Source organism: Janthinobacterium sp. BJB426 (assembly GCF_002735705.1).
Classification (GTDB): domain Bacteria; phylum Pseudomonadota; class Gammaproteobacteria; order Burkholderiales; family Burkholderiaceae_D; genus Janthinobacterium.
Genome location: NZ_PDZL01000007.1, coordinates 71,370 through 95,107, shown reverse-complemented (window position 1 = coordinate 95,107; position 23,738 = coordinate 71,370). Strand labels below are relative to the sequence as shown.

At 63.8% G+C, this 23,738-nt stretch carries 22 protein-coding genes; 3 read left to right on the top strand and 19 right to left on the bottom strand.

Annotation, left to right across the window (positions count from 1 at the left end; all coding sequences use genetic code 11):
• Genes lptB through CSQ93_RS13580 form a run of 5 tightly spaced genes read right to left on the bottom strand, consistent with a single transcriptional unit; the run spans position 1 to position 3,581 of the window.
• Positions 1-756: an LPS export ABC transporter ATP-binding protein gene (gene lptB / locus CSQ93_RS13600; RefSeq protein ID WP_099378489.1), complete on the bottom strand. Its 756-nt coding sequence runs from the start codon at positions 754-756 to the stop codon at positions 1-3.
• A complete protein-coding gene (gene lptA, locus CSQ93_RS13595; protein WP_099378488.1) occupies positions 756-1,337 on the bottom strand; it encodes a lipopolysaccharide transport periplasmic protein LptA in 582 nt (193 codons plus the stop codon). The genes lptB and lptA overlap by 1 nt, the downstream gene beginning before the upstream one ends.
• A gap of 25 nt (positions 1,338-1,362) precedes the next feature.
• A complete protein-coding gene (gene lptC, locus CSQ93_RS13590) occupies positions 1,363-1,974 on the bottom strand; it encodes an LPS export ABC transporter periplasmic protein LptC (protein ID WP_233516169.1) in 612 nt (203 codons plus the stop codon).
• A 39-nt stretch (positions 1,975-2,013) separates the two neighbouring features.
• Positions 2,014-2,547 carry a KdsC family phosphatase gene (locus tag CSQ93_RS13585; RefSeq protein ID WP_034778379.1) on the bottom strand — a complete coding sequence of 178 codons (534 nt, stop codon included), beginning with the start codon at positions 2,545-2,547 and terminating at the stop codon, positions 2,014-2,016.
• Positions 2,547-3,581: a KpsF/GutQ family sugar-phosphate isomerase gene (locus CSQ93_RS13580; RefSeq protein WP_442778323.1), complete on the bottom strand. Its 1,035-nt coding sequence runs from the start codon at positions 3,579-3,581 to the stop codon at positions 2,547-2,549. Before CSQ93_RS13580 ends, CSQ93_RS13585 begins: the two co-directional genes overlap by 1 nt.
• 84 nt (positions 3,582-3,665) lie before the next feature.
• On the opposite strand from CSQ93_RS13580, the gene CSQ93_RS13575 reads away from it, so the two are divergent.
• The gene (locus tag CSQ93_RS13575; RefSeq protein WP_099378485.1) at positions 3,666-5,645 is read left to right on the top strand and encodes a monovalent cation:proton antiporter family protein; all 1,980 of its coding nucleotides are present in this window, start codon (positions 3,666-3,668) and stop codon (positions 5,643-5,645) included.
• On the opposite strand, the gene CSQ93_RS13570 is transcribed toward CSQ93_RS13575, so the two are convergent.
• The 3 genes from CSQ93_RS13570 to CSQ93_RS13560 form a co-directional block, all read right to left on the bottom strand.
• Positions 5,646-6,803: a GGDEF domain-containing protein gene (locus tag CSQ93_RS13570; RefSeq protein ID WP_099378484.1), complete on the bottom strand. Its 1,158-nt coding sequence runs from the start codon at positions 6,801-6,803 to the stop codon at positions 5,646-5,648.
• A 34-nt stretch (positions 6,804-6,837) separates the two neighbouring features.
• Positions 6,838-7,689 carry an MOSC domain-containing protein gene (locus tag CSQ93_RS13565; protein WP_099378483.1) on the bottom strand — a complete coding sequence of 284 codons (852 nt, stop codon included), beginning with the start codon at positions 7,687-7,689 and terminating at the stop codon, positions 6,838-6,840.
• 128 nt (positions 7,690-7,817) lie between these two features.
• On the bottom strand, positions 7,818-8,912 hold the full coding sequence (locus CSQ93_RS13560) for a type II asparaginase (RefSeq protein ID WP_099378482.1): 1,095 nt from the start codon (positions 8,910-8,912) through the stop codon (positions 7,818-7,820).
• Positions 8,913-9,045: 133 nt separating this feature from the next.
• Here CSQ93_RS13560 and CSQ93_RS13555 point away from each other — a divergent pair, with 133 nt between their 5' ends.
• Both CSQ93_RS13555 and CSQ93_RS13550 read left to right on the top strand, forming a co-directional pair.
• Positions 9,046-9,438, top strand: a complete 393-nt coding sequence (locus tag CSQ93_RS13555; RefSeq protein WP_158301220.1) for a hypothetical protein — start codon at positions 9,046-9,048, stop codon at positions 9,436-9,438.
• Positions 9,435-10,271, top strand: coding sequence for a MipA/OmpV family protein (locus CSQ93_RS13550; RefSeq protein WP_099378480.1), 837 nt, complete (start codon positions 9,435-9,437; stop codon positions 10,269-10,271). The genes CSQ93_RS13555 and CSQ93_RS13550 overlap by 4 nt, the downstream gene beginning before the upstream one ends.
• A gap of 12 nt (positions 10,272-10,283) precedes the next feature.
• Here the strand turns inward: CSQ93_RS13550 and CSQ93_RS13545 are convergent, their stop codons facing one another.
• The 11 genes from CSQ93_RS13545 to CSQ93_RS13495 all read right to left on the bottom strand — a co-directional run bounded on the left by CSQ93_RS13545 (position 10,284) and on the right by CSQ93_RS13495 (position 23,706).
• Positions 10,284-12,737, bottom strand: coding sequence for a TonB-dependent receptor (locus tag CSQ93_RS13545; protein ID WP_099378479.1), 2,454 nt, complete (start codon positions 12,735-12,737; stop codon positions 10,284-10,286).
• 104 nt (positions 12,738-12,841) lie between these two features.
• Complete coding sequence (locus CSQ93_RS13540) at positions 12,842-13,810, bottom strand: siderophore ABC transporter substrate-binding protein (protein WP_099378478.1); 969 nt, start codon at positions 13,808-13,810, stop codon at positions 12,842-12,844.
• Position 13,811: 1 nt separating this feature from the next.
• Positions 13,812-14,582 (bottom strand): iron ABC transporter ATP-binding protein, encoded by a 771-nt coding sequence (locus CSQ93_RS13535; protein ID WP_099378477.1) that lies wholly within the window; start codon positions 14,580-14,582, stop codon positions 13,812-13,814.
• A complete protein-coding gene (locus CSQ93_RS13530; protein WP_099378476.1) occupies positions 14,579-15,529 on the bottom strand; it encodes an iron chelate uptake ABC transporter family permease subunit in 951 nt (316 codons plus the stop codon). Before CSQ93_RS13530 ends, CSQ93_RS13535 begins: the two co-directional genes overlap by 4 nt.
• Positions 15,526-16,482 carry an ABC transporter permease gene (locus CSQ93_RS13525; protein ID WP_099378475.1) on the bottom strand — a complete coding sequence of 319 codons (957 nt, stop codon included), beginning with the start codon at positions 16,480-16,482 and terminating at the stop codon, positions 15,526-15,528. The genes CSQ93_RS13530 and CSQ93_RS13525 overlap by 4 nt, the downstream gene beginning before the upstream one ends.
• On the bottom strand, positions 16,479-18,236 hold the full coding sequence (locus CSQ93_RS13520) for an ABC transporter ATP-binding protein (protein WP_099378474.1): 1,758 nt from the start codon (positions 18,234-18,236) through the stop codon (positions 16,479-16,481). The genes CSQ93_RS13525 and CSQ93_RS13520 overlap by 4 nt, the downstream gene beginning before the upstream one ends.
• A complete protein-coding gene (locus CSQ93_RS13515; protein WP_099378473.1) occupies positions 18,230-19,996 on the bottom strand; it encodes an ABC transporter ATP-binding protein in 1,767 nt (588 codons plus the stop codon). Before CSQ93_RS13515 ends, CSQ93_RS13520 begins: the two co-directional genes overlap by 7 nt.
• A 115-nt stretch (positions 19,997-20,111) precedes the next feature.
• The gene (locus CSQ93_RS13510) at positions 20,112-21,080 is read right to left on the bottom strand and encodes a FecR domain-containing protein (protein ID WP_099378472.1); all 969 of its coding nucleotides are present in this window, start codon (positions 21,078-21,080) and stop codon (positions 20,112-20,114) included.
• A gap of 3 nt (positions 21,081-21,083) precedes the next feature.
• Positions 21,084-21,602 carry a sigma-70 family RNA polymerase sigma factor gene (locus tag CSQ93_RS13505; RefSeq protein WP_099378628.1) on the bottom strand — a complete coding sequence of 173 codons (519 nt, stop codon included), beginning with the start codon at positions 21,600-21,602 and terminating at the stop codon, positions 21,084-21,086.
• 121 nt (positions 21,603-21,723) lie between these two features.
• On the bottom strand, positions 21,724-23,136 hold the full coding sequence (locus CSQ93_RS13500) for a lipopolysaccharide biosynthesis protein (RefSeq protein ID WP_099378471.1): 1,413 nt from the start codon (positions 23,134-23,136) through the stop codon (positions 21,724-21,726).
• A gap of 21 nt (positions 23,137-23,157) precedes the next feature.
• Complete coding sequence (locus CSQ93_RS13495) at positions 23,158-23,706, bottom strand: dTDP-4-dehydrorhamnose 3,5-epimerase family protein (RefSeq protein ID WP_099378470.1); 549 nt, start codon at positions 23,704-23,706, stop codon at positions 23,158-23,160.
• Between the last annotated feature and the right edge of the window lie 32 nt (positions 23,707-23,738).

Sequence of the window (23,738 nt, the reverse complement as noted above, 5' to 3'; positions counted from 1 at the left end):
TTACATGCGGAAGTGTTCGCCCAGATAGACCCGGCGTACCGACTCGTTCGCGATGATGTCGTCGGGGCGTCCCGACGCCAGCACCGAGCCCTGGTTGATGATGTAGGCACGGTCGCAAATACCCAGCGTCTCGCGCACATTATGATCGGTGATCAGCACGCCGATATTGCGCTCCTTCAAGAAACGCACGATGCGCTGGATCTCGATCACGGCGATCGGATCGACGCCGGCGAACGGCTCGTCGAGCAGCACGAAACGGGGATCGGTGGCCAGCGCACGGGCAATTTCCACGCGGCGGCGTTCGCCACCGGACAGCGACAGCGCCTGGTTCTCGCGCAGCTTTTCAATCTGCAAGTCAGCCAGCAATTTATCCAGCCGCTCCTCGATCTCGGCCTTCGTCAGCGGACGGCCTTCGACGGTCTGGATTTCCAGCACGGCGCGGATATTGTCTTCCACCGTCAGCTTGCGGAAGACGGATGCTTCCTGCGGCAGGTAGGACAGGCCCATCTGCGCGCGGCGGTGGATCGGCAGGCTGGAAATGTCCACGCCGCTGATATCGATGCTGCCGCCATCGGACGGCACCAGGCCGACGATCATGTAGAACGATGTGGTCTTGCCGGCGCCGTTCGGGCCCAGCAAACCCACCACTTCGCCGCATTCGACCTGCAGCGAAACATCATGCACGACTTGCCGCTTGCCATAGGTTTTTTGCAGACCGCGAACGATCAGGGTGCTGCCGCAACGTGTATTGTCCATTATTTCTTTCCTGGCGCGGGCGTGGCCGGCGCTTTCTCCGCTGCCGGCGCCTTGGTCTTCGGCTGGATCACCATGCGCACGCTGCCGCCATCCGCGGTGCTGGTGCCGCTGTTGGAATTTTCCATCGCGAATTCTTCCTTGCGGCTGTCATACGAGATGAAGGCGCCATTCGCCACATCGGTCACTTTCGCGCCTTCCAGGCGCGTCAGCTTGGCTCTGGAAAACAGTTTCACCACTTCCGTCTTGTTGTCGTATTCCACGCGCTCCGCTTCGCCTTCCACCCACAGGTCGCCCGCGCCATCGCGCTTCTGGCGGAAGGTGGCGAGCTTGCCGGGGTCGGCCCAGAAGGTAATGAACTGGTAGCCTTGCGGGTCTTCCGTGATCAGGGCCCGGCCCGCCTTCATGGTCAGGGTACCCTTGACCAGCACGACGTCGCCCGTCAGGGTGCGCACCTGCTTGATGTCATCGACGTGGCCGCTACGTGCCGTGATGACGGCTTCCTTCTCGGAATCGGCCTTCTCGGCATGCGCCCCGCCCATGATGGCCAGGGACAATACGGTCAACAGCAAGATGTTCTTCATAGTATGGTTTCCTTGTTTCATTCTGTCATTTTGCCGCCGCGGCCGGGCGCGGTTTCGGCGGGAGGACCATGCGCAGCGCATTCTGCACTTCCACCACGCCGGTGGCGTTATTCGCCTTCATGCCGACGCCATTGATGCGCGAGGCGCCCGTCAGGATATCGACAGGCACGTCCGTTTCCATTCTTTCCTCATCCGGGAACACCGTCAGCGCTTCCGTCTTGACCGTCAGGTTCTGCGCCTTCGGACTGGCCACGCGGTCGATCACGACCTTGCGGTGCAGTTGCAGCCGGGTATTGTCCTGGTCGATATGCGCCAGTTCCGCATTCATGTTCATTGGCGGCATGCCTGGCGTGAGCTTGCGCACGAAAGGCTGGTCGATATCGGACGAATCGTCCAGCGGATAATGCGTGAGCTTGGTACCCGACACGATATAGCTGGGCTTACCCGTCAAGTCCATGCGCACCAGGCTGAAATTGGTGATGAAATAGTCAGGCTCATCCAGATGCTTGCTGGCCGTGATGTCCTGGCTATTCTTGTTCATCACCTCGAGCAGCCAAAAGCTGGCCAGCGCGACAACAACCGCGCCCAGCACGGTAAAAATCATGCGCCAGCGATGGGCGCCTCCTGGCTTACGCATAGGGCTTCACTCTTTCAAATGTCACTGGCAAGGCGCGCCTCACTCCAGGAACGGCGCCATGACGCGCGCATAGTTGTCCTGGGCGCGCAGCAGGAATTCGCAGATCTCGCGCACCGCGCCGCGGCCGCCGCCGGCCTGCGTCACATGGTGCGCCAGGCCCTGCACTTCCGGACGCCCGCCCGGCACGCTGACGGCAAAGCCGACGCGTTTCAGGATGGGCGCATCGATGACGTCGTCGCCAATATAGCCGCATTGCTCTTCCGTCAAGCCCGTCAGCGCCAGCAGTTCGCGAAACGGCGTCAGCTTGTCGTGGCCGCCCTGATGCACATGGGTAATGCCCAGGTCTTGCGCGCGGCGTGCCGTGATGGCCGAGCGGCGCGCGCTGATGATGGCCGTCTGCACGCCCGATTCCTGCAGCAGCTTGATGCCCAGGCCATCATACACATTAAACGTTTTCATCATCTCGCCGTCCGGGCCGAAATGCAGGCTGCCGTCGGTGAGCACGCCATCGACGTCAAAGATCATCAGTTTGACCTTGGCCGCGCGCGCCAGGTTGTCCGCTACGCTATCCATCAGATCACCTTCGCTTGCGTCAGATCATGGATATGCAGCGCGCCCACCAGCTTGCCGTCGGCATCGACGACCAGCATCTGGTTGATGCGGAACTGCTCCATCACGGCCACGGCGTCGACGGCCAGGCGTTCGGGCGCGATGCTGCGCGGCTGCGCATGCATGACGTCGCGGATCGCCACTTGCGTGAAATCCTGCACGCGCTCGAACATGCGGCGCAAGTCGCCATCCGTAAACACGCCCACGGGGCGGTCGTCGGCATCGACGACGGCCGTCATGCCCATGCCCTTCTTCGTCATTTCTTCCAGCGCCTGCAGCAGGGAAGCCTGCACGGGTACCTTCGGCACCCGTTCGCCGCTGCGCATGACGTCATGCACGTGCGTGAGCAGGCGGCGGCCCAGGGCGCCGCCCGGATGCGAGCGGGCAAAATCTTCTTCCTTGAAGCCGCGCAAGTCGAGCAAGGCCACGGCGAGCGCGTCGCCCAGGGCCAGGGTGACGGTGGTGCTGGCCGTCGGCGCCAGGTTCAGCGGACAGGCTTCTTTCTCAACAGAAACATCCAGGTGCACGTCGGCCAGCTGGGCCAGGCTCGAATTTGGTTTACCCGTCATGGAAATCAGCACGCCACCCATGCGCTTGACGACGGGCATGATGGCCATCAGTTCCGACGATTCGCCGGAGTACGATATGGCAATAAAAGCATCTTCCGAGGTGACCATGCCCAGGTCGCCATGGGCCGCTTCGGCCGGATGCACGAACAGGGCCGGCGTGCCGGTGGAAGCGAGGGTGGCGGCAATCTTGCGCGCGATATGGCCGGATTTGCCGATGCCGGAGACGACAACTCTTCCCTTGCATTGCAGCAACATCGCCACGGCGCGGCCCACGCTGTCGTCCGTGGCCAGGCGCGCGTGCAGCGCAACGATGGCGTCGGACTCGATCTGCAAGGTGGTGCGGGCCAGCGCGACAGCGCGCTCGGTCGTCGCTTGCATGTCAATTCGATCAAAAGCTTTCAGCATTGTTTTTTCATGGGTTACACTCATGCCCAAAGTATAAACGAATTAGGAAAGCAAAAAACTTGCCAGTCACAACAAACAACGATTTCCATTGACCGTACCGGGCAACCCATGTTTTCCTCGCTTGAACTGACCCTGATGTTACTCGGCAGCGCCGTGCTGGGCGTGGTCGCTTTCAGAATGTTGCATTTGCCGCCCATGCTGGGCTACCTGGCCGTTGGCATCGTCATCGGTCCCCACGCGTTGGGCCTGGCAGCGGAAAACGAAGCCAGCCACACCCTGGCCGAGTTCGGCGTCGTCTTCCTGATGTTTTCCATCGGGCTTGAGTTCTCTCTACCCAAATTCCTCGCCATGCGGCGCATCGTCTTCGGCCTTGGCATGGCGCAGGTGGTCACCACCATCATCGCCACCGTCGTCTTCGGCTGGTTCGTCGCGCGCTATCTGTCCGCCTACATCCACCTGAGCTGGCAAGCCGCGTTCGCCCTGGGCGGCGCGCTGGCCATGTCGTCGACGGCCATCGTCTCGAAAATGCTCACGGAGCGGCTGGAACTCGAAAGCGAACACGGCCGCAAGATCATCGGCATCTTGCTGTTCCAGGACCTGGCCGTCGTGCCCCTGCTGATCCTCATTCCCGCCCTCACGCGCGATTCGGACAACCTGGCCGAAACCCTGGCCTGGGCCGGCGGCAAGGCCCTGGTGGTGCTGATCTTGCTGCTGTTCATCGGCCAGAAGATGGTGCGCGGCTGGCTGACCATCGTCGCCAAGCGCCGCTCGCAAGAATTGTTCATGCTCAACCTGCTGCTGATCACCCTGGGCGCGGCCTGGATCACGGAGCGGGCCGGGCTGTCGCTGGCCCTGGGCGCGTTTGTTGCCGGCATGCTCATTTCCGAGACGGAATTCAAGCACCAGGTGGAAGAAGATATCAAGCCCTTCCGGGACGTGCTGCTGGGCCTGTTCTTCATCACCGTCGGCATGCTGCTCAATATCCGCGTGGTGCTCGATAACTGGTGGCTCGTGCTGCTCTTGCTGTGTGGCCCCGTGCTGCTGAAATTCGCCCTGATCGCGGGCCTGGCCCGGCTGTTCGGGTCCAGCAACGGCGTGGCCTTGCGCACGGGGCTGGGACTGGCGCAGGCGGGCGAGTTCGGCTTCGTGCTGCTGAACCTGGCCGGCGGCATCAAGCTGATGGACCCGTTCGTCGTGCAGGTGGTGCTCGCGTCGATGGTGCTGTCGATGCTGGTGGCGCCCTTCCTCATCGCCAAGTCCGACGCCATCGTCATGAAACTGGCGGCCAACGACTGGATGATGCAGTCGCTGGCCCTGACCAAGATCGCCACGCGCACCATGGCCTCGCAAAAGCACGTGCTGATCGCCGGCTTCGGGCGCAGCGGGCAAAGCCTGGCCACCCTGCTGGCGGAAGAAAAAATCGAATACCACGCGCTGGACCTGGACCCGGAGCGGGTGCAGGAAGCGCAGCTGGCCGGCGCGCATGTCTCGTATGGCGACGCGGGACGGCGCGAAAGCCTGGTGGCGGCCGGCATCTACCGGGCCAGCGCCGTGGTGATCACGTATGCGAACACGCCTTCGGCACTGAAGTTATTGCATTTGCTTAACGAAATGGCCCCGACCTTGCCCGTTATCGTGCGCAGCCACGACGATACCGACCTCGACCAATTGAAGAAGGCGGGCGCTGCCGAAGTGGTTCCGGAATTGATGGAAGGCAGCCTGATGCTCGCTTCGCATGCGCTGATCATGATGGGCGTGCCCCTGCGCCGCGTGGTGCACCGGGTGCAGGCGGCGCGCGAGGAGCGCTATGCGTCACTGCGCGGCTATTTCCACGGCTCCAGCGACGCGGGCGACGATGCCGAACTGGAACGCCTGCATACGGTCACCGTCAGCGAAGGCGCGCACTGCGTGGACTTGCCCTTGAGTGCGATCGACGTGGCCGGCTGCGGCGCGTTTGTCACGGCCATCCGCCGCGGCCGAGGCCGCCTCGATGTCACCCCCGAGACGCAACTGGCCAGCGGCGACGTGGTGGTGCTGCGCGGCACGGCCGACGCCGTGGCCAAAGCAGAAACATTACTACTTAAATAATTAACCTGACTGCGCCTGCCAGCTGATGACCTTGTTGCGGCCATCGGCCTTGGCCTGGTACAGGGCCTGGTCGGCGTGCGCCACCAGTTGCTGCGCCACCGTTTCGATGGGGAGTAGCGCCGCGTCCGCTTCCAGGCTGGCCACGCCGATCGACACGCTGACCCACGCTTGCGCGCTGCCCGGCAAGTCGAACATGGTGCCGGCGATGCTGGCGCGGATGCGTTCGGCCACGAACGTGGCACTGTCGAGGTCGGCGTCGATCAGCAGCACGACGAATTCCTCACCGCCGAAGCGGCCCAGCGCATCGGAGCGGCGCAATTCCGTGCGGATGCGCGTGGCCACTTCGCGCAGCACTTCATCGCCGCCCTGGTGGCCATGCGTGTCATTGACCAATTTGAAATGATCGATGTCGATGTACATGCATGAGATGCAATAATTCTGGCGCCGCGCGCGGGCGATTTCTTCCAGCAGGCGGCGGTCGATATAGCGGCGGTTGTAGACGCCCGTCAGGGAATCGGTCAAACCGATGTATTTGAGCATTTCATTGCTGATCACGTTTTCCAGGCAAATGGCGATGATGGACGCCATGTGCTTGATGAAATCCGTACCCAGCGCGGGCGTAAAGCGCGTCACGTCGCTGCTGGCCAGGTTCAGGCTGCCAATCAGGCGCTTGTTGCGCAGCAAGGGCACCAGCGCCACGCTGCGCAGAGCGTCGATCTGCGGAAAACGCGGGCCATGCACGGCCGCATCGAAGGCGCCCAGCAGCGGCAGCGGCGGCAAGGCCGCTTCCCCCTCGGCCACGGGCTTTGGTGCGGCAAAACCCAGCTCCGCCACGGCATGCACGAACAGCAACTGCGGGAAGGCGCTGAAATCGACGCCCAGCTTTTCCATCACCAGCACGATATCGTCATCCTCGTCGAGCAGGCTCAAGGTAACGCCGTCGAGGTCGGAAATCACGGGCAAGGTGCGGAAGATGGTGCCGATCAGTTCGGGAAACGTGGACGCGCTGACGATTTCCAGGTCAAACGCCTGGTGGCGGCACATGATGTCGTGGTTGCGCTCGACCTGTTCCAACAGGAAAGCCATGCGCGCCCGCAAGGCCTGGTTTTCGGCTTCGAGGCTGGCAATGCGCGGGTCCGGCGGTATTGCTTGATTCATAGAAACCTTAAACCCTTCTGTGCGGGCGCCATGCTTAAAATGCCAGTTCGAAACCGATGTCCTGCCCCACCACGATACGCTCATCGCCGCCATCGGTGACGATGGCGTTCATGCCGAAGCAGATGGCGCCGTCGAGCTCGGGCTTGGCGCGATAGCCATGCATGACGTCGAGCGGGTCCGGTCCGGGCACGCCCGTGGCCTGGTCCACCGACGGGATCGGGCAGCGCGAGCACGGCTTGACGGGTTTTAACACGGTCGCGCCGAATTGCAGGAAGTCGGCGTAGTCTTCCTCGAAGGCGCCGATCTCGCCGATGACGAGGTTGGGGCGGAAACGGTTCATCGGCAGCACTTCGCGGCCGGCGGCGCGCAGCTTGTCGTTGACATCATCGAGCGAAGCGGCACCGGCGATCAGCACCGGGTAGCCATCGGCAAACATGGTCTCGGCAGCCACGCCGTCCGTCCATTTGGTGCTGGTGGCGCGCACCACGTCCGGGTGAAAGCGCACCAGGCGGCACGACACGCCGATGGCGTTGGAAAACCAGGTGGCCGTGACGTCGTCGCAATCGTAGGCGCGCACGCTATCGTCCCACACTTGCACGTCCAGCATCGGTGCCAGTTGCGGATGCGGCAAGCCCAGCTCGATTTCCAGCCGCAACATGCCCGGCGCGCGCAATTCCAGCGTGGTGGCCTTGATGGACGGCACGATCAGCGCCATGCGCGGATGTTCGCGCTGGGTCAGGAAGCGGCCTTGCGCGTCCACCACCATCCATTCGCGGTCGAACACGTGCTCGCTCATCAGCCCTGAACGCGTCAGGACGGCCTCGCGCAAATGGATGCCGGCGCACGATTTGATCGGATACAGGATGATGTCGGACAGGATAGCCATGAACCAGTGACAAGGAACAGTGTTGCTGCTTCTGCCAGGAAGTTATTCAGAAGCGAAGTATGGCAGCAAAGCGGGCAAGCGTAAATCGGCCAGGCTCAGCCAATAAGGCTGGCCTGGCATGAGAAGGATCAATACGTGTAGAAAATACGCTGGATTTCTTGCGTGCTATTCGTTTTGGTCAAAGCCAGCATCAGCAGGATACGGGCTTTTTGCGGGTTCAGGGTGTCGGACACGACACTGTCAAGTTCATCGTCGTTGGCTTCGCCATTGCGCGCCACGATGCCCTGGCCGACACGGCTCGAACGCACGATCAGCACGCCCTTCTGGCGCGCTTCCACCAGGGCCGGTTTCATTTGCGCGGCCACGCTGCCATCGCCCACGCCCGCGTGGATGATGCCCTTGGCGCCGGCGGCAATGAAGGCGTCCATGCCGACACGGTTCATGTTGGCATAGCCATACACAATGTCCACTTGCGGCAGGGCATCGAGCTTGCTGATGTCAAATTCCGATTCCAGCGTGTGCTTGCGCGTCGACTGGCGGTAGAAAAAGGCCTTGCTGCCCTGGATATAGCCGAGCATGCCCAGTTCCGGCGACTTGAAGGTGTCGGTGGTCGAAGTGTTGGTTTTAGTCACTTCGCGCGCAGCGTTGATCTGATCGTTCAAGGCCACCAGCACGCCCTTGCCCACGGCTTCCTTGCTGCCTGCCAGCATCACGGCGTTGTACAGGTTGATCGGACCGTCAGCCGAGATGGCCGTCGACGGACGCATGGCGCCCACCACGACGACCGGCTTGTGGCTTTTCACGGTCAGGTTCAGGAAATACGCCGTTTCCTCGATGGTGTCGGTGCCGTGCGTCACGACCACGCCATCGACATCGTTCGAGGCCAGCAGCACGTTGATGCGCTTGGCCAGGGCCAGCCAGTGGCTATTGCCCATGCTTTCGCTGGCGATCTGGAACACTTGCTCGCCTTTCACGTTCGCCACTTTTTTCAATTCCGGCACGGCCGCGATCAGGCGCTCGACGCCCACGGTGGCCGAGGTGTAGCCGACGGTGGTGGTGCTGTCGGCGCCGCTGCCGGCGATGGTGCCGCCCGTGGCCAGAATCACCACATTCGGCAATTTGACGGCCGCCTGCTGCGCGCGCGCGGGGGACGCGGCGATAAAGCCCATCAGCATGGTAGCCAGCATCAGCTGTGCACAAGAATGGAATTTGCGTGAAAACATGGTGCTCCCGTGAGGTGTACTGTCAAAAATAACAAAGTCGTGTGCAAATTATATGTCATCAGTGCCGCACGAATCCCCCAATTCATGCGTCCCGCGCAAACGTGTGCGCCTTCCCATGCGCTACAGTGGCGCCATGTCCACACTACTCCCCCTCCGCGCCCGCCTCGTCCTGCCGCTCATCCTGATGGCGCTGAGCGCCTGCTCCACGCAAATCGAACTGCGCACGGCGGCGCAACAGGAACAGTTCGCGCAAGAGGCGGCCAGCCAGGGCGACTGGGAGCGGGCCATGCGCAGTTACGCGGCCGCGGCCGACAATGCCGAACTGGGTCATGGAGATGGCGCCTGGCAAGCTCACCTGCACCACCAGGCGGGACGCGCCGCCAGCGGGGCCTGCCGCTACGATGCGGCCGAATTTCATTTCCGCCAGGCCATCGCGCTGGCAAAGAAAAGCGGTCAATCAAGCGCGCTCAGCGACAAGGCGCTGGAATCGCTACAGGCCGGCAAACCCTGCGGAGTTCCTCGATGAATATCGCACGCACCTTGCTGGCCGCCGGCGCCCTCTTCGCGGCGATGGCGCAGGCGCGCGCCGTCGAACCACCGCTGCCCTTATGGGAAGCGGGCGTGTTTGGCGGCACGGCCGTCACGCCCGCCTATCCGGGCGCCAGCGAACGCTCGACGCGCAACCTGGCCCTGCCCTATCTGATTTATCGGGGGAAAGTGTTGCGTGCCGACCGCTCCGGCGTGGGTGCGCGCCTGCTCAATACGGATCGCCTCGACTTCGATATCGGTTTTGCCCTGTCCTTGCCGGCCCGCTCCAGCGACGTGCCGGCCCGGCGCGGCATGCCGGACCTGGGCACCCTGGTGGAGTTTGGCCCGCGCCTGAAAATCAAGCTGGCCGAGCCGACGCAGCACAGCCGCCTGGGTCTGGAACTGCCCTTGCGCGCCGTCATCGAAGCGCGCGGCGGCCTGCGCCGCCAGGGCGCCACGTTCGAGCCGCGCCTCGTGTACGGGCTGCAAGGCGAGCAGCAGGCGTGGCACGTCGATGCCAGCCTGGGCGCCGTGCTGGGCAATACCGCCATCAACGATTACTTGTATGGCGTCAGCCCCGCGTTTGCCACCGGTCAGCGCCCCGCGTATGCGGCAAAAAGCGGGCTGATGCTCACACGCGTGGGCCTCGGCGGTTCGTACCGGCTGCAGCGGGACTGGCGTGCCTTTGCCTTTTTGCGCTACGACAACTACTCAGGCGCCGCCAACCGCGCCAGCCCCCTGCTGCGCCAGAACAGCGGCACCTCGGCCGGCATCGGCCTGCTGTGGACGTGGCGCCGCTCGGACAGTCTGGCAAGGGGCCCGGACGAGTAACGGCAAGACGGCTTAAAACTCCGTCGTGGCCGACAACATGACGGTGCGCGGTGCGCCCAGGCCCAGGCTGGTCCATTGCGGCAGCGCCCAGTACGCCCGGTTGCCGACGTTCGTCACGCTGGCGCGCACGGTCAGGGGCCGGCCAGCCGCCTGCATCGCATAGCGGGCGCCCAGGTCAAACACGGTGCGGCCCGGCACGGACATCGAATTGTCGGCATTGATGTATTGCTTCGATGCCGCCGTCGCATTCGCCGTCAGGGTCACGCCGGGGATGGCGGGCGTATCCCACTCGACGCCCAGCTTGGCTTGCAGCTTGGGCACGCCCGTGGCCTGCTTGCCCTGGTTGCTGCCGCCCACGGTCTTGCTCAAGACGGGGTCGACATACGCCACGCCGCCCATCAGGCGCACATCGCGCAGGGGCGAACCGAAGAAGCCCCAGTCGACGCCACGGTTGCGCTGTTCGCCACCGAAGGAAAAGAGATTGCTGACTGGATCGACATAGCTGCTGGGCCGCTTGATTTCATACAAGCTGAGCGTATTCGCGAACTCGCCCAGGTCGACCTTGACGCCAAGCTCCGCCTGCTTCGACTTGTAGGGCGCAAAGACTTCGCCCGAGTTGGCCGCCGTCAGCGGCGCCGTGGCGCCCTGGCTCAAGCCTTCGATGTAGTTGCCGTACAGAGAGATAGTCTTGCTGGCCTTGACCAGCAGGGCGACGGCCGGCGTGGTGGCGCCTTCGTCATAGCGCGAGGTGCGCGCGCCCGTCTTGATATTGAAGTTATCGCTGAGTACTTCCTGGCGGCGCAAGCCCACCGTCAGCTGCACGGTATCTTGCGCAAAAGAAAGCGTGTCGACCAGGCCGACACTGGCCAGGCGCAGTGCCGCCTTGGAAATTTGCGGTGCCTCGAAGCGCGTCGCCGGTCCCCAGACGGGGTTATAGATATTCGTGATCCAGTCTTTCGCCAGGGTATTACGGCGCCCGTACTGCTTGTCCGTGTGGTGATAATACGTGGCGTTGACGGCCCATTGATGGCCGATGTCGCCCGTGCGCAGCTTGCCCCGCAAACCAATTTCCGCCGACTGCTTTTCCACGTCAAAACCCAGGTCGGCAAGATTGGTGCGGTAGTCGCCGGCCGTGTTGAACACCTGGATCAGGTACGCGCCCGTCGACTGGTAATCGGCCCGGCTGGCGCCCACGGCGGCATACGCCATCACCTGCGCGTTCAAGTCCAGCTCGCCACGCAGCATGGCGCCCTTGTCCTTGGTATCGTAAAACGCCCAGCTGGGATTCAACAAGGTTTCCGCTTTCGGCGGACGCGGCACGGGCAAGCCTGGCGCCAGGTTGACGCCCCGGTTCAAGCCATCGGCGCGGTCCTCGCTGTGATACAGGTCGGCGGACAGGCGCGCGCCGTTGCCACGCCAGTCCAGGCCCACGGAAACGAGCCGGGTCTTCTTTTTCTGGTGGTCGATGGCGCCGTCGCCATCGCGGTAGACGCCGTTGACGCGGATGCCGAACTGTTTATGCTCGCCAAAGCGCTGACCCAGATCAATATGCCCACCGAACTGCGAATCCGACATATACGATGCCGTCATGCGCGCCAACGGCACGTCACCCGCGCGCTTGGGCACGAGGTTGATGCTGCCGCCTACCGAGCCGCCCGGTGGCATGCCATTGAGCAATGCTGACGGTCCCTTCAGTACCTCGATGCGCTCGAACATTTCAGGCGAGGTGCGGTAGTAGGGCGAGATGCCGTACAGCCCGCCAAACGCGACATCGCCGATATTCGAGCTGAAGCCCCGTATCGAATAGTTCTCGCCGATGATGCCCGTCATGCCGCTGCTGAAAACGGTAGGGTCGGTGGCGGAAATCACATCGGTGATGTCGCGCGCCTGGCGGTCTTCGATAAATTTATCCGTATAGCTGATGGTGTTGAACGGGGTTTCCATGAAATCCTTGTCGCCCAGGAATCCCACGCGGCCACCGGACGCCACTTGCCCGCCTGCATAGGCATCTGTCACCGTGTTGCCCTTGCCCCACACCGTCACGGCCGGCATGGTCGCGGCGGCCTCGGCGGCGGCGCTGTGCGCCGGTTCGCGGCGCAAGGTATAGCTGCCATTACCCTCGCGCACAGCTTGCAAGCCGTGGCCGCGCAGCAATTCGTAAAAGCCTTCGGGCACGCTGTAACTGCCGGACAAGCCGGCGCTGTTCTTGCCTTGCAGCAGGCTAGCCTCGACCGTCAATTCCACGCCCGCCTCGGCGGCAAAGGTATTGAGCGCCAGACCCAGCGCACCGGCCGGCACGCTAAACGCTTGCCGGGCCTGCCCCGCCCCCGCTTGTGCAAAGACCGGCGGAGCCGCCACGCCCAGCGCCCCCACGGTCAAGCCCGTGATGAGCGCCAGTTGCACGGCGGTGGCGATGCGGCTCAGGTTCAAGGCGGGAAGGTGGCGCGTTGCCATGCGGTGTGTCATACGGTAAATCCTTTCAGATGGGATGATTGCTTGTTCTCACCCTATCTCCCGAACGAAAAGGCAAAACCCTCAATCTAAATACGACTCATTACGAAATATGGCGGTTACTGATAGCCTTTCAGCACATCGTCGATCACCCGCTTCAGCGACGTCACGCTGGCCGCCGTGATGTACCAGGCATCCGCATCGACGAAGACCACGCGGCCGTTCTTCCAGGCATTGGTCTGGCGCAGCAGCGGATTGGCCATCTGCTCGGCCGTCATGACGGGACGGTGTTCCATCACGGCCGTGCGGTCCACCACATAGATGATGTCGGGGTTGGCTTGCTGGATGAACTCGCTGGAAATCGGCTGGCCATGCAAGCCCGCTTCGATGGCCGAACTGGCAGGTTTCACGCCCAGCGCATCGAAGACAAAACCGTAGCGCGACTGCACGCCGAATGAACTGAAGGCGCCATTGTTGTGCAAGACGATCAGCGCCTTCTCGGGACGTTCCTGCGTCACCTTGCGCGCGTCCGCCACCTTCGCGTCAAGCTCCTGCGCTTTCTGGCTGGCGAGGTCTTCCTTGCCGAAGATGCGGCCCAGGGTCAGCAAGTGTTGCTTGACCACCTCGATGTGCTTGCTCTCGCTGTTCTGGTAATCCACGTCGAAATGCAAGGTCGGCGCGATCTGGCTCAGTTCCTTGTAATGGTTGGCCTGGATCGACGTCATCAGTATCAGATCGGGCTGGAGCGCATGGATATGCTCGAGATTGGGCTGCACGATGGCGCCCAGGTCGCGGATGGCCTGGTCATCCTTGTAGCGGGTGAGGAAATGCGGCACGTAATCCTTCACCATGCCGGCCACTGGCACGCCCAGCTGGTCGAGGAAATCGACTTCGTTCATGTCCAGCACGGCCACGCGCTGCGGACGCTGTTTGATCACCGTCGTGCCCAGCTTGTGCTCGATTGTGATCGGAGTAAACGCCGAGGCAGGCGCTGCTGCCGTCGTCGTGCTCTTGTCGGTGCAGCCTTGCAGGGCGGCCATGGCGGCGAGCAGCACGGCGATTGCCAGACGGGGTTTGTTCCAGATCATCTCAAGCTCCTGTGGGGGTAAAGTAATTGCAGACGCAGCCGCGCTCATTGCGCACAATGTGAAAATCGATGTCGTACAGCGCGCGCAAGCGCTCCTCGGTGACGACCTCATGCGCGGGGCCAATGAAGCGCACGGCGCCGCCCTGCATGGCGACGATGTGGTCCGAATAATTGGCTGCGAAATTGATGTCGTGGATCACCAGGATCACGGTGCGGCCCTGCTCGTCGCACAGGCGGCGCAGCGCGCGCATGATCTGCACGGCGTGCTTCATGTCGAGGTTGTTGAGCGGCTCGTCGAGCAGCAAAATATCGGTCTGCTGGGCGATCGTCATGGCCAGGAAGGCCATCTGCCGCTGGCCGCCGCTCAGTTCATCGACGTAGGCGGCGCGCAAATTTTCCAGCGACAAAAAGGCGATGGCGTCATCGATCGCTTGCCCGTCCTGCGTCGTCAGTGCGCCACGGCTGTAGGGGAAGCGGCCGAAGGCGACCAGCTCTTCCACCGTCAGGCGCAAGTGAAAATCGGGCGACTGGCGCAAGGTGGCCACTTGCCGCGCATAGTCCTGGATCTTGATGGCCGCGATGCTGCGCCCACCCACCGTAATGTCGCCGCCATTCGCTTCCTGCAGGCGCGCGATGAGCATCAGCAAGGTGGTCTTGCCGGCGCCATTCGGGCCGATCAGGGAAGTCACTTTTCCCTTGGGAAACTGCGCGCTGACCTTGTCCAGCACGCACCTGGCGCCGTAGCTTTTTTCAATCTGTTTGACGTGGATCATGCGGTGCCTCGGGTGCGGACCATGAGCGCGAGGAAATACGCGCCACACACCAGATTGACGAGGATGCCAACCGTGGTCCGGTAATTGAAAACGTGCTCGACCAGCAACTGGGCGGCCAGGAAGATGGCGATGGCGATGGCGCAGCCCAGTGGCAAGGTGACGCGGTGGCGCGCCGTGCGGGCCAGGGCATACGTTGTGTTCGCCACAAAGATACCCATGAAGGCCGTGGGGCCCAGCAAGCTCGTCGACACGGCGACCAGCACGGCGATCAGCGCCAGCTGCAGCTGCACCATGCGCCGGTAATCGATACCGAGCGATATCGCCTGCTCGCGCCCCAGCGCCAGCACGTCGAGCGCCGGCAAGGTTTTCAGCACAGCCATGCAGGCGGCGCCCGCCAGCACGGCCGAGGTCAGCAATTGTGCGGGCTGCGCCTTGTTGAACGAGGCCTGGCTGAAACCTTGCAAAATGGCGAACTCGCCGGGACTGATGCGCAGCTGGATGAACTGGGTGAACGTGCCGATCACCATCGTCAGCACAAAACCCAGCAGCAACAGGAAATACACGTTGTTCTTGCCATCACGAAACAGCCAATAGTGGATGGCCCAGGAATACGCGAGCATCAGCGAGATCGACACGACAAAATTGCCGTTCTGTCCCAGCAGCACTACGCTGTGCATGCCCATCGCCAGGATCAGCAACGATTGCAGCAGCAGGTAGACGGCTTCGTAACCCATGACGGCCGGCGTCAGTATCCGGTTGCCGGCGATGGTCTGGAACACGATCGAGGACACGGCCACGCAAACGCCGCCGATGGCGATGGCAGCCAGCCGCGACAGGCGCTTCGGGATGACGTAATCGAAGTCAAGATTGGCGCCAATGCAGAGGAAAGCCACGGCCAAAACAAGCACGGCCAGCCACAGCGTCCGCTGCTTGAATAGCCGCCTCATCGCCGCCCCCGGATGATCAATATGAGGAACAGCAGCCCACCCACGCCGCCCGCCGTCAGGCCAATCGGCACTTCGAACGGGTAGATCAGCAAGCGCCCGGCGATGTCGCAAGCCAGCAGCAGCGACGCGCCGCACAGGGCGACGAGGGGCAAGGTGCGGCCCAGATTGTCGCCGTAGCGCAAGGCTACCAGATTGGGGATGGCGAGGCCGACAAACGGAATCGCCCCTACCGTGATCACCGTGGCCGCCACCGTGACGGCCACCAGCAACAGGCCCAGCGCCACCGTTCCCGCATAGTTCAGGCCCAGGCTGGTAGCCATGTCCTCACCCATGCCCAGCACGGTAAAACGCTGCGCGTACACATACGTGAGGACAACGATGGGCAGGATCAGATAAATGATTTCATAGTTGCCCTGCACGATGCGGGAAAAATCGCCGAGCAGCCAGCCCTGCATGCTTTGCAACATATTGTTGCGATAGGCATAAAACTCGGCCACGGCGCCGAGCACGCCGCCATACACGAGACCGATGACAGGCACCAGGATTGTGTTCTTGAAGCGGATGCGGCGGATCAGGGCCACGTACAGTACGCTGGCGGCAAGGCAGAAGGCCAGCGCGAACGCCATCTTGCCGGCCGTGCCCGCCGCGGGCGCCACGGTCAGCGCCACGAGGATGCCCAGCTTGGCCGCGTCGAGGCCGCCCGAGGTGGCCGGCTCGACGAATTTGTTGCGCACGATGTGCTGCAGGATGACGCCGCACACGGACAGGCCGACACCTGTCAGCACCAGCGCCGCCAGGCGGGGCAGCCGGCTGGCCGTCAGGGTCAGCCAGGCATCGGCGGACAGCGCGTCGGACGAGGACAACAGCTGTGCCCACTCCATCTGCCTGGCGCCCACCAGCAGCGAAGCACCGCACAGCAGAAAGAACAGGGAAAACAGCCGCGCGTGTGTCAAATGCCGGACTCCGGCGCGGGCGCGGCGATGCGCCAGCCCTTGGCCGCCTGGCGCTGGGCCAGGAAGTGGGCATACAGGCCACCCTGCTCACGCAAGGTGGCTGGCGCGCCCTGCTCACGGAGCATGCCGCCATCGAGCACGACGATCTGGTCGGCCATGGCCACCGTCGACAGCTGGTGGGCGATGACGATCACCGTGCGCTTGCCGCGCAGCCGCGCCAGCGCTTCGGCGATGGCGGCCTGGTTTTCCGCGTCGAGCGCGGCCGTCGCTTCATCGACCAGCAGAATCGGTGCATCCTTGACCAGCGCGCGGGCAATCGCGATGCGCTGGCGTTCGCCGCCGGACAGGCGCGCGCCGCCCTCGCCGACCAGGGTAGCGAGTCCCTGCGGCAAGCGGGCGATGATCTCGGCCACGCCCGCCTGGCGCGCCGCTTCCAGCACCTCGGCCTCGGTCGCATCCGGCTTGCCGATGCGGATGTTGTCGCCGATGCTGCCCTGGAACAAATAACTGTCCTGGAATATCTGGCTGGTCTGGCCAGCCAATTGCTCGCTGGACATATTCCGTACATCGACGCCGCCCACCAGCACCGTGCCTGCACTGGCGTCAAAGAAGCGCGCCATCAGGCGCACCAGGGTCGTCTTGCCGGAGCCGGAGGCGCCGATCAGCGCCGTCATGCTGCCCGGCGCGATGTACAGGTTGATGTCCGTCAAGACGTCCGGCTGATCCTGTGCATAGCGGAAAGCCACGTCGCGCAACTCAACGGAACCATCGCGCGGCGCTTGCGGCTCGTGTACCTCCGGCAGCGGTTGCACGGCAAAGATATCGCGCGCCGCATCGAGCGGGCCGCGCGCGCCGCGCAGCACTTCGCCATAGCTGGCCACTTCCTGCAGCGGGTCGACAAAGCGCACCACCAGCAGCAAGGCCACGATGATGGCGATGGCGTCTGCCACCGCTACCGTACCGAGCAGGCTCGCGGCGGCGGCCAGCAAGGCGGCGAAGATGGCTTGCACGGTCCAGGCATTGAGCACGGAAGACAGCGCGGAAAGATAGATCAGCCGCGTGCCTGAGTGGCGCTGCGCGTCGATGGCTTGCTTGAGGAAACGCGTGCCACCATCCACATTTTCACCGTTAAATGCACGCAGTACCGACTGGGCTTGCGCAAACTCAACAAGGCGCTGGCTGGTCTGGGCAAAATGGTGGTGATAGGCGTCGTCCGCGCGCTGGCCCAGGTGCGCCGTGAGCCGCAAGGCGCCCGCCAGCAGGGGGAGTGCCAGCAGCGCGATGAGACCCAGCTGCCAGTGCAGCGCAAACAGCGCAGCGGCCATCACGACGGGCGTGACGGCGCCGCAGATGACGGGTGTGAGCACATGGGCAGGCAGTTGCGCCACATTCATCATGCCTTGCGTAATGACGTGACCGAGTTTCGCCGTGTTGTCCGGCGTGAACCAGCCGACGGGCAGGCGCGCCACATGGTCGCCCAGGCGCTGGCGCGCGCCCTGCAAGACCGTCACGCCCACGCGCACGCCCGCCTTTTCCACCTGGCGCCGCCAGGCCCAGCAGGCGACCAGCCCAACCACCAGCACCAGCAGCCACAGGGCCGCGCCGTCCAGGTCGCCAGCCAGCAGCCGGCCCAGGGCCAGCACCAGCGCCGTGATCGTCAGCCCGCTGAGCACGCCATACGCGAGTGCCATGGCAACATAACGGCGGAACACGGGCGCATCGTCGCCCAGCAATTGAATGAATGTTTTCAGCATGGGAGCACCGTTTCTTCCGAGGTGGCTTGGTAGCCGCCCAGCGCCCACAGTTGCGCATAGCGGCCCTGGTGGGCAAGCAAGCCGGCATGGCTGCCCTGCTCGACGATGACGCCGTTCTCGACCACGACGATGTTGTCGGCATGCATGATGGTGTCGAGCCGGTGCGCGATCACCAGCAAGGTGCGGCCTTGCGCAAAGCGCGACAAGGCGTCCTGGATCGCCACTTCGTTTTCCGCATCGGCCGCCGCCGTCGCTTCATCGAGCACCAGCACGTTTGGATCGAGCAGCACGGCGCGGGCAATGCTCACGCGCTGCAACTCGCCGCCGGACAGTTGCGCATCCTCGCCGATGACGGAATCGTAGCCGCGTGGCAAGGCCAGGATGCGCTCGTGGATATTCGCCACGCGCGCCGCCGCTTCGATCTCATGCGTGCTGGCAGATGGCCGGCCCAGCGCGATGTTTTCGCGCACGCTGGCGTGGATCAGCCGCACTTCCTGCAGCACGAAACCGATGCGCCGGTACAACTCGGGCGTGGCGATGTGCCGCAGGTCGACGCCACCCAAGGTGATGCGTCCTTCGGTCGGATCAAAAAAGCGCAGCAGCAGCCGCGCCAGGGTCGACTTGCCGGAACCGGAAGCGCCAACGATGGCCGTCACCGTGCCGGGTTGCAAGGTCAGCGTGATGTCCGACAGCACCTTGTTCTGGCCATCGTAGGCATAGCCCACATTCTCCATGCGGATCTCCGTGCCGATGGGCAACTGCTGCTGCCCGGGCGCCGGCTGCGCCAGCACGGGCGTATCGAGCAAGGCTTGCACGCGCTGGGCCGCGCCCGTGGCGTTGTTGAGGTCATGCGTGAGGTAGTGCAGCAGCAGCATCGGTGCGGAAATGCCGGGCGCCACGAGGGCGAACGGCAGGATATCGACGAGCGCCATCCAGTCCAGGGCCACGAAGGCCGTGCCGGCAAGCACCACCACGCCCAGCACGGCGACGGGCGCGATCAGGGCATTGGCATTCGCCATCGAGCCGACCAGCGGATGCGTAAACGCGGCGAACGCCGTGGCAAACGCATCGACGGCAGTGCGGTAGCTGCCATGCGCGCGTCCCGTGGCGCCAAAGGCCTTGACCACGGGAATGCCGCTGACGAACTCCACCACGGCATTGTTGATGCGCCCCATGCCGGCGACGAATTGTTCCATGTTGCCGCCGCTGGCTTTCATGGCGCGGCCGAAGAACAGGAAAAAGCCGGGAAATGGCAATATCGAAACGATGGCCAGGCGCCAGTCCATGGCGAACAGATAGATGACGGAGATGGCGATGGCGCCCACGGCGCGCCCCGTCGTCGTGTAGAAGTGCGCGGTGAGGCTGTGCAGGGTATTGATATCGTCCTGCATCGCCTGCTTGACCTCGCCCGAAGCGCGGCTGGTGAACCAGCCCAGCGGCACTTGCCCCAGGCGCTGCATGGCTTGCAGGCGCAGTTGATGGGTGAGGCGGTTGTCGGCCAGGTGCGCGGCCAGCTCGCCCAGCGAGATCAGGGCCATGCCGGCAAACAGGCAGGCGACGCTGACGAGGATGATCTGCCACACATCGCCCTGCGCCAGCGCGGGGTTCAGGGCGATGTGCGCGAGCTGCGCGATGCCGGCCAGCGGCACCAGGGTCAGCATGGAACCCGTGCCGGCCAGCACGGCGGCGGCGATCAGGCGTCCGCGGATGGGCTGGAGTATCCGGCTGATCGGGCCGGCCTGGCGGCTTGGGCTACTCATGGGAAAGGCGGGGGAAAACGTGCATAAGGTCAATGATTAAGGGTGGCTCTCACCCTATATCCCGAACGAGAATGCAAAACCCTCAATCAGGCCCGCGAAATTGTCAGGCAGAGGCTTAGGGTATGGCTTGCACGGTCACCCAGTAGCGCGTGCGCGCAACGATTTGCACGGGCAAGGCCAGCGCCAGGTTGTGCAGGGCGCGGTCCGTGTCGCGCAGGGAAAACACGCCGTTGACGCTCAAGCTGGCCACGGCCGGGTCGCAGCGCAGCAGGCCGGGGCGGTAACGGGCCAGTTCCGCAAGCAGCTCGTCCAGGCGCATGTTGTCGGCCACCAGCACGCCCTTCGTCCAGGCCGCCGCGCTGGCAGGCACGGGGGCGGCCGATTGCACGATGTCCGCCGAGAAGATGGCACTGTAGCCCGTGGCGATGCCCACGGCGTGGCCCGGCGCATGCGCGAGGCGTATTTCGACGGCGCCCTCGAAGACGGCCACGCGCGACGTGTATTCGTCTTGCCGCAAGGTAAAACGCGTACCCAGCGCCTGCACCGTGCCGTGGCGGCCCTGCACGCGGAAAGGCCGCTGCGCCGGGTCGGGATCGTGCGCCGTGGTGACGAGGATTTCGCCGCTGCGCAGGATCAGCAAGCGCTCGCTGGCGTCGAAGCGCACATCGATGGCGGAAGCGGAAGCGAGCATCACGCGCGTGCCGTCAGGCAAGGTCATCTCGCGGATCTCGCCCGTGTCGGTGCTATGCCCTGCCGTGGCCACTTGCCAGGCATCCGTGCCGCGCAGCAGGTACGCCATGCCGCCCACGGGCAGCAACACGGCCAGCAGTTTCAGGGCACGGCGGCGGTTCAGGTAGGCGGCCGGCGCCGGTTCGCGCAGCGCGTGCCGGGCCGCGTCGCGCGGCACGCTGTGCAGCTTGCCTTCGAACGCCTGCAAACGCTGCCAGGCGATGGCGTGGTGCGGATGGGCGGCACACCAGCGGGCACAGGCATCCCGGTCCGCGTCGCTGGCGTCATCGGACCACAGGCGCGCCATCCACTGGGCTGCCTGCTGCACGATGGCCGGTGCAATCACCACCTCCATGGCTCAGGCTACCTGGGCGTGCATGGCCTGGTAGCAGGCCAGCAAACCGGCGGCGATGTATTTTTCGACGGACGAGACGGACACCTGCAATTCGGCGGCAATGTCGCGGTAGCTCAGGCCATCAAGTTTGCACAACAGCAAGGCCTTGCGCGCCTTGGCGGGCAGCTGGTGCAGCACCGCGTCGATTTCCGTCAGCGCCTCGATCACCAGCGCGCGCTCCTCCTCGGACGGCGCCAGCGCTTCGGGCACCAGGGCCAGCACTTCCAGGTAGGCCGTTTCGATCTGGCGGCGGCGGTACAGGTCGATGACCATGCCGTTGGCGATCTGCGTCAGGTGGCGGCGCGACTCCCCGGCCGGCGGCACCCTGCCCGTCTTCATCAGGTGCAGGTACACGTCGTGCGCCAGGTCGGCCGCATCGAAGGCATTGCCCAGTTTACGGCGCAGCAAGCCACGCAGCCAGTGATGGTGGTCGGTGTACAGACTGCTGACTTGCTGCTGAAGCGCTAACTCGGCGGTGCTCACGATACCCTTCCTGTCGCCAACGGCCGGCAAGCACAGGCGCATCGGATTATAAATGAGAATTATTCTCATTGTACGCGGAGTAAGCAGGAAAACGCAAGACGGCGACAGGCGGCAAACGCTGTCAGCCCTGCTGGCGGACGGGCTTGAGCAGCCTGAACGCGGCCTGCAGCGAAGGCCGGTAGACGTACAGTACGGCAACGAGCAGCACGCCCCACGCCAGCGGAGCAAGGGCCCCCAGGCGCTGGGCAAAAAACGCGTGGCCCGCCGCCAGCAGCGACAGCAGGAAGGCGCTCAGGTACAGCGAACGGCGCGGCAGCGGACGCCAGACGCGCATGCCCAGCTCCGTCTTGACGACAAAATACACGAGGAAACCCAACAGCTGCGAGACGGCGGCGCCCGTGGCGCCACAACGTGGCACCAGCACGGCGCCCGCCAGCAAGGTGCCCAGCAAGCCTGCCGCAAAGGCGGCGATGGAGCATGCTGGACGGCGGGCCAGATTGATGCCGACACCGCTCACTTCGGCCAGCGCATACAACAGCGGCTGTCCCACGGTGGCCACCGCCAGGTAGGCGACGCCATGATAGTTGGAAGGCAAGACCCAACCGATCAGCCAGGCCAGGGCGCCCGCCAGGCAAAAGCCCACCACCACGACGGCTTGCGCATGACGGCAAATGGCCGCGATATTCGACAGGTCGCCGCCGGCCGCGGCCCATTTGTGTACTTGCGGTATCCACACAATCGTAAAAATCGACTGCACCAGCCAGGCGCCGGCGGCCACGCGCGTGGCCAGCGCATAAATACCGAGTTCGTCAAAGCCGGCAAAGACACGCAGCAAGCCCATGCCGGCCGACAACATGGAAAGGTGGCCAATGGCGCTCACCAGCAGGGGCGCCGCCTCGGAAAGCAGGCGCCGCAGCAGCACCCGGTCCACGGCGGCGCTCCACGCTTGCGCCAGCGATGCGCGCGCATGCCACAACAGCCATAGCGTGACCAGCCAGGTGCTGGCCACGACCAGGCTTGCCAGGTGCACGAAATTGCGCTGCGGATCCCACCACAGGACAGGCAGCAGCAACAGCAGCGACATTTTCGGCAATACCTGCGCCAGGCTGAATACCCAGGCGCGCTCCTGCATGCGGAAGAGCTGCGCGATCAGGCGATTGGCCAGGGCGCTCAGCATGCCGGCAGCGAACAGGACAGCCAGTGCAGGTTGCGCCACATCAAATAACAGTTGTGCTACCGGCGCAGCAAACACGAGTATCACGGCCAGGGCCACGGGCGCGAGCAGCAAGGCCGGCAACAGGCACGCTTTCAGCAAGCCGCTACGCGCGGTGCTGTAATGGTATTCATGCAGGAAAGCCTTATCCAGCCCCAGCGACAGCAGCAAACCGGCCACCGTGCATGCGGTCATGAAGAAATCCAGCTTGCCGAGGTCGACAGGCGGAAACAGCCAGGCCACGGCAGGCACGGTGGCAAGCCCGCACAGCAGCGACAAGATGGGGCCGGCTGAAAAACCCGCGAGACGGATCAGGCGCATCGTTCAGCCGGGCCCGGCATCTCAGCCATGCCTGTCGTTGGAGAAACGATACGGCACCGTGTCCGAATCGGCCGGCACGCGCCAGTGATCCGGCGCATCATAGCGATACGCATGGTCCACCGCATTGACGAGGATGGCCGGCGTGCTGCAGTAATTCTGCACGCCATGCCAGACGCGCGGCGGCACGACGAGCAGGCCGGGGCGCTTGGTGCCCAGCTTGAATTCGTTGAGCATGCCAAAGGTCGGCGAATCCGCGCGCGCGTCGTACAGCACCACGCGCATCTGGCCGGCCGCCACGAACAGGCGGTCCGTCGTGATGGCATGCGCATGCCAGGCGCTCAGTCCGCCCGGCTCCAGGGTCGAGGCAAATATCTGGCCTATCTGCGCCGCACCAGGCACCCATTCAGTACGGAAAATTTCAGTCAGACTGCCGTACGCCGTCAACACAGGCTTGATTTCCTGAAAGATCACGCCATCGATCAAGGCAGGCGCCGTCGGCTTCCATTCCTTGGTAATGCTTTCGCCATCCTGCTTCGCGCCAGCCAACAACCAGTTATCTTTCTCAGCCACCAGATCTACCCCCAGAAATTTTATAAAAATGC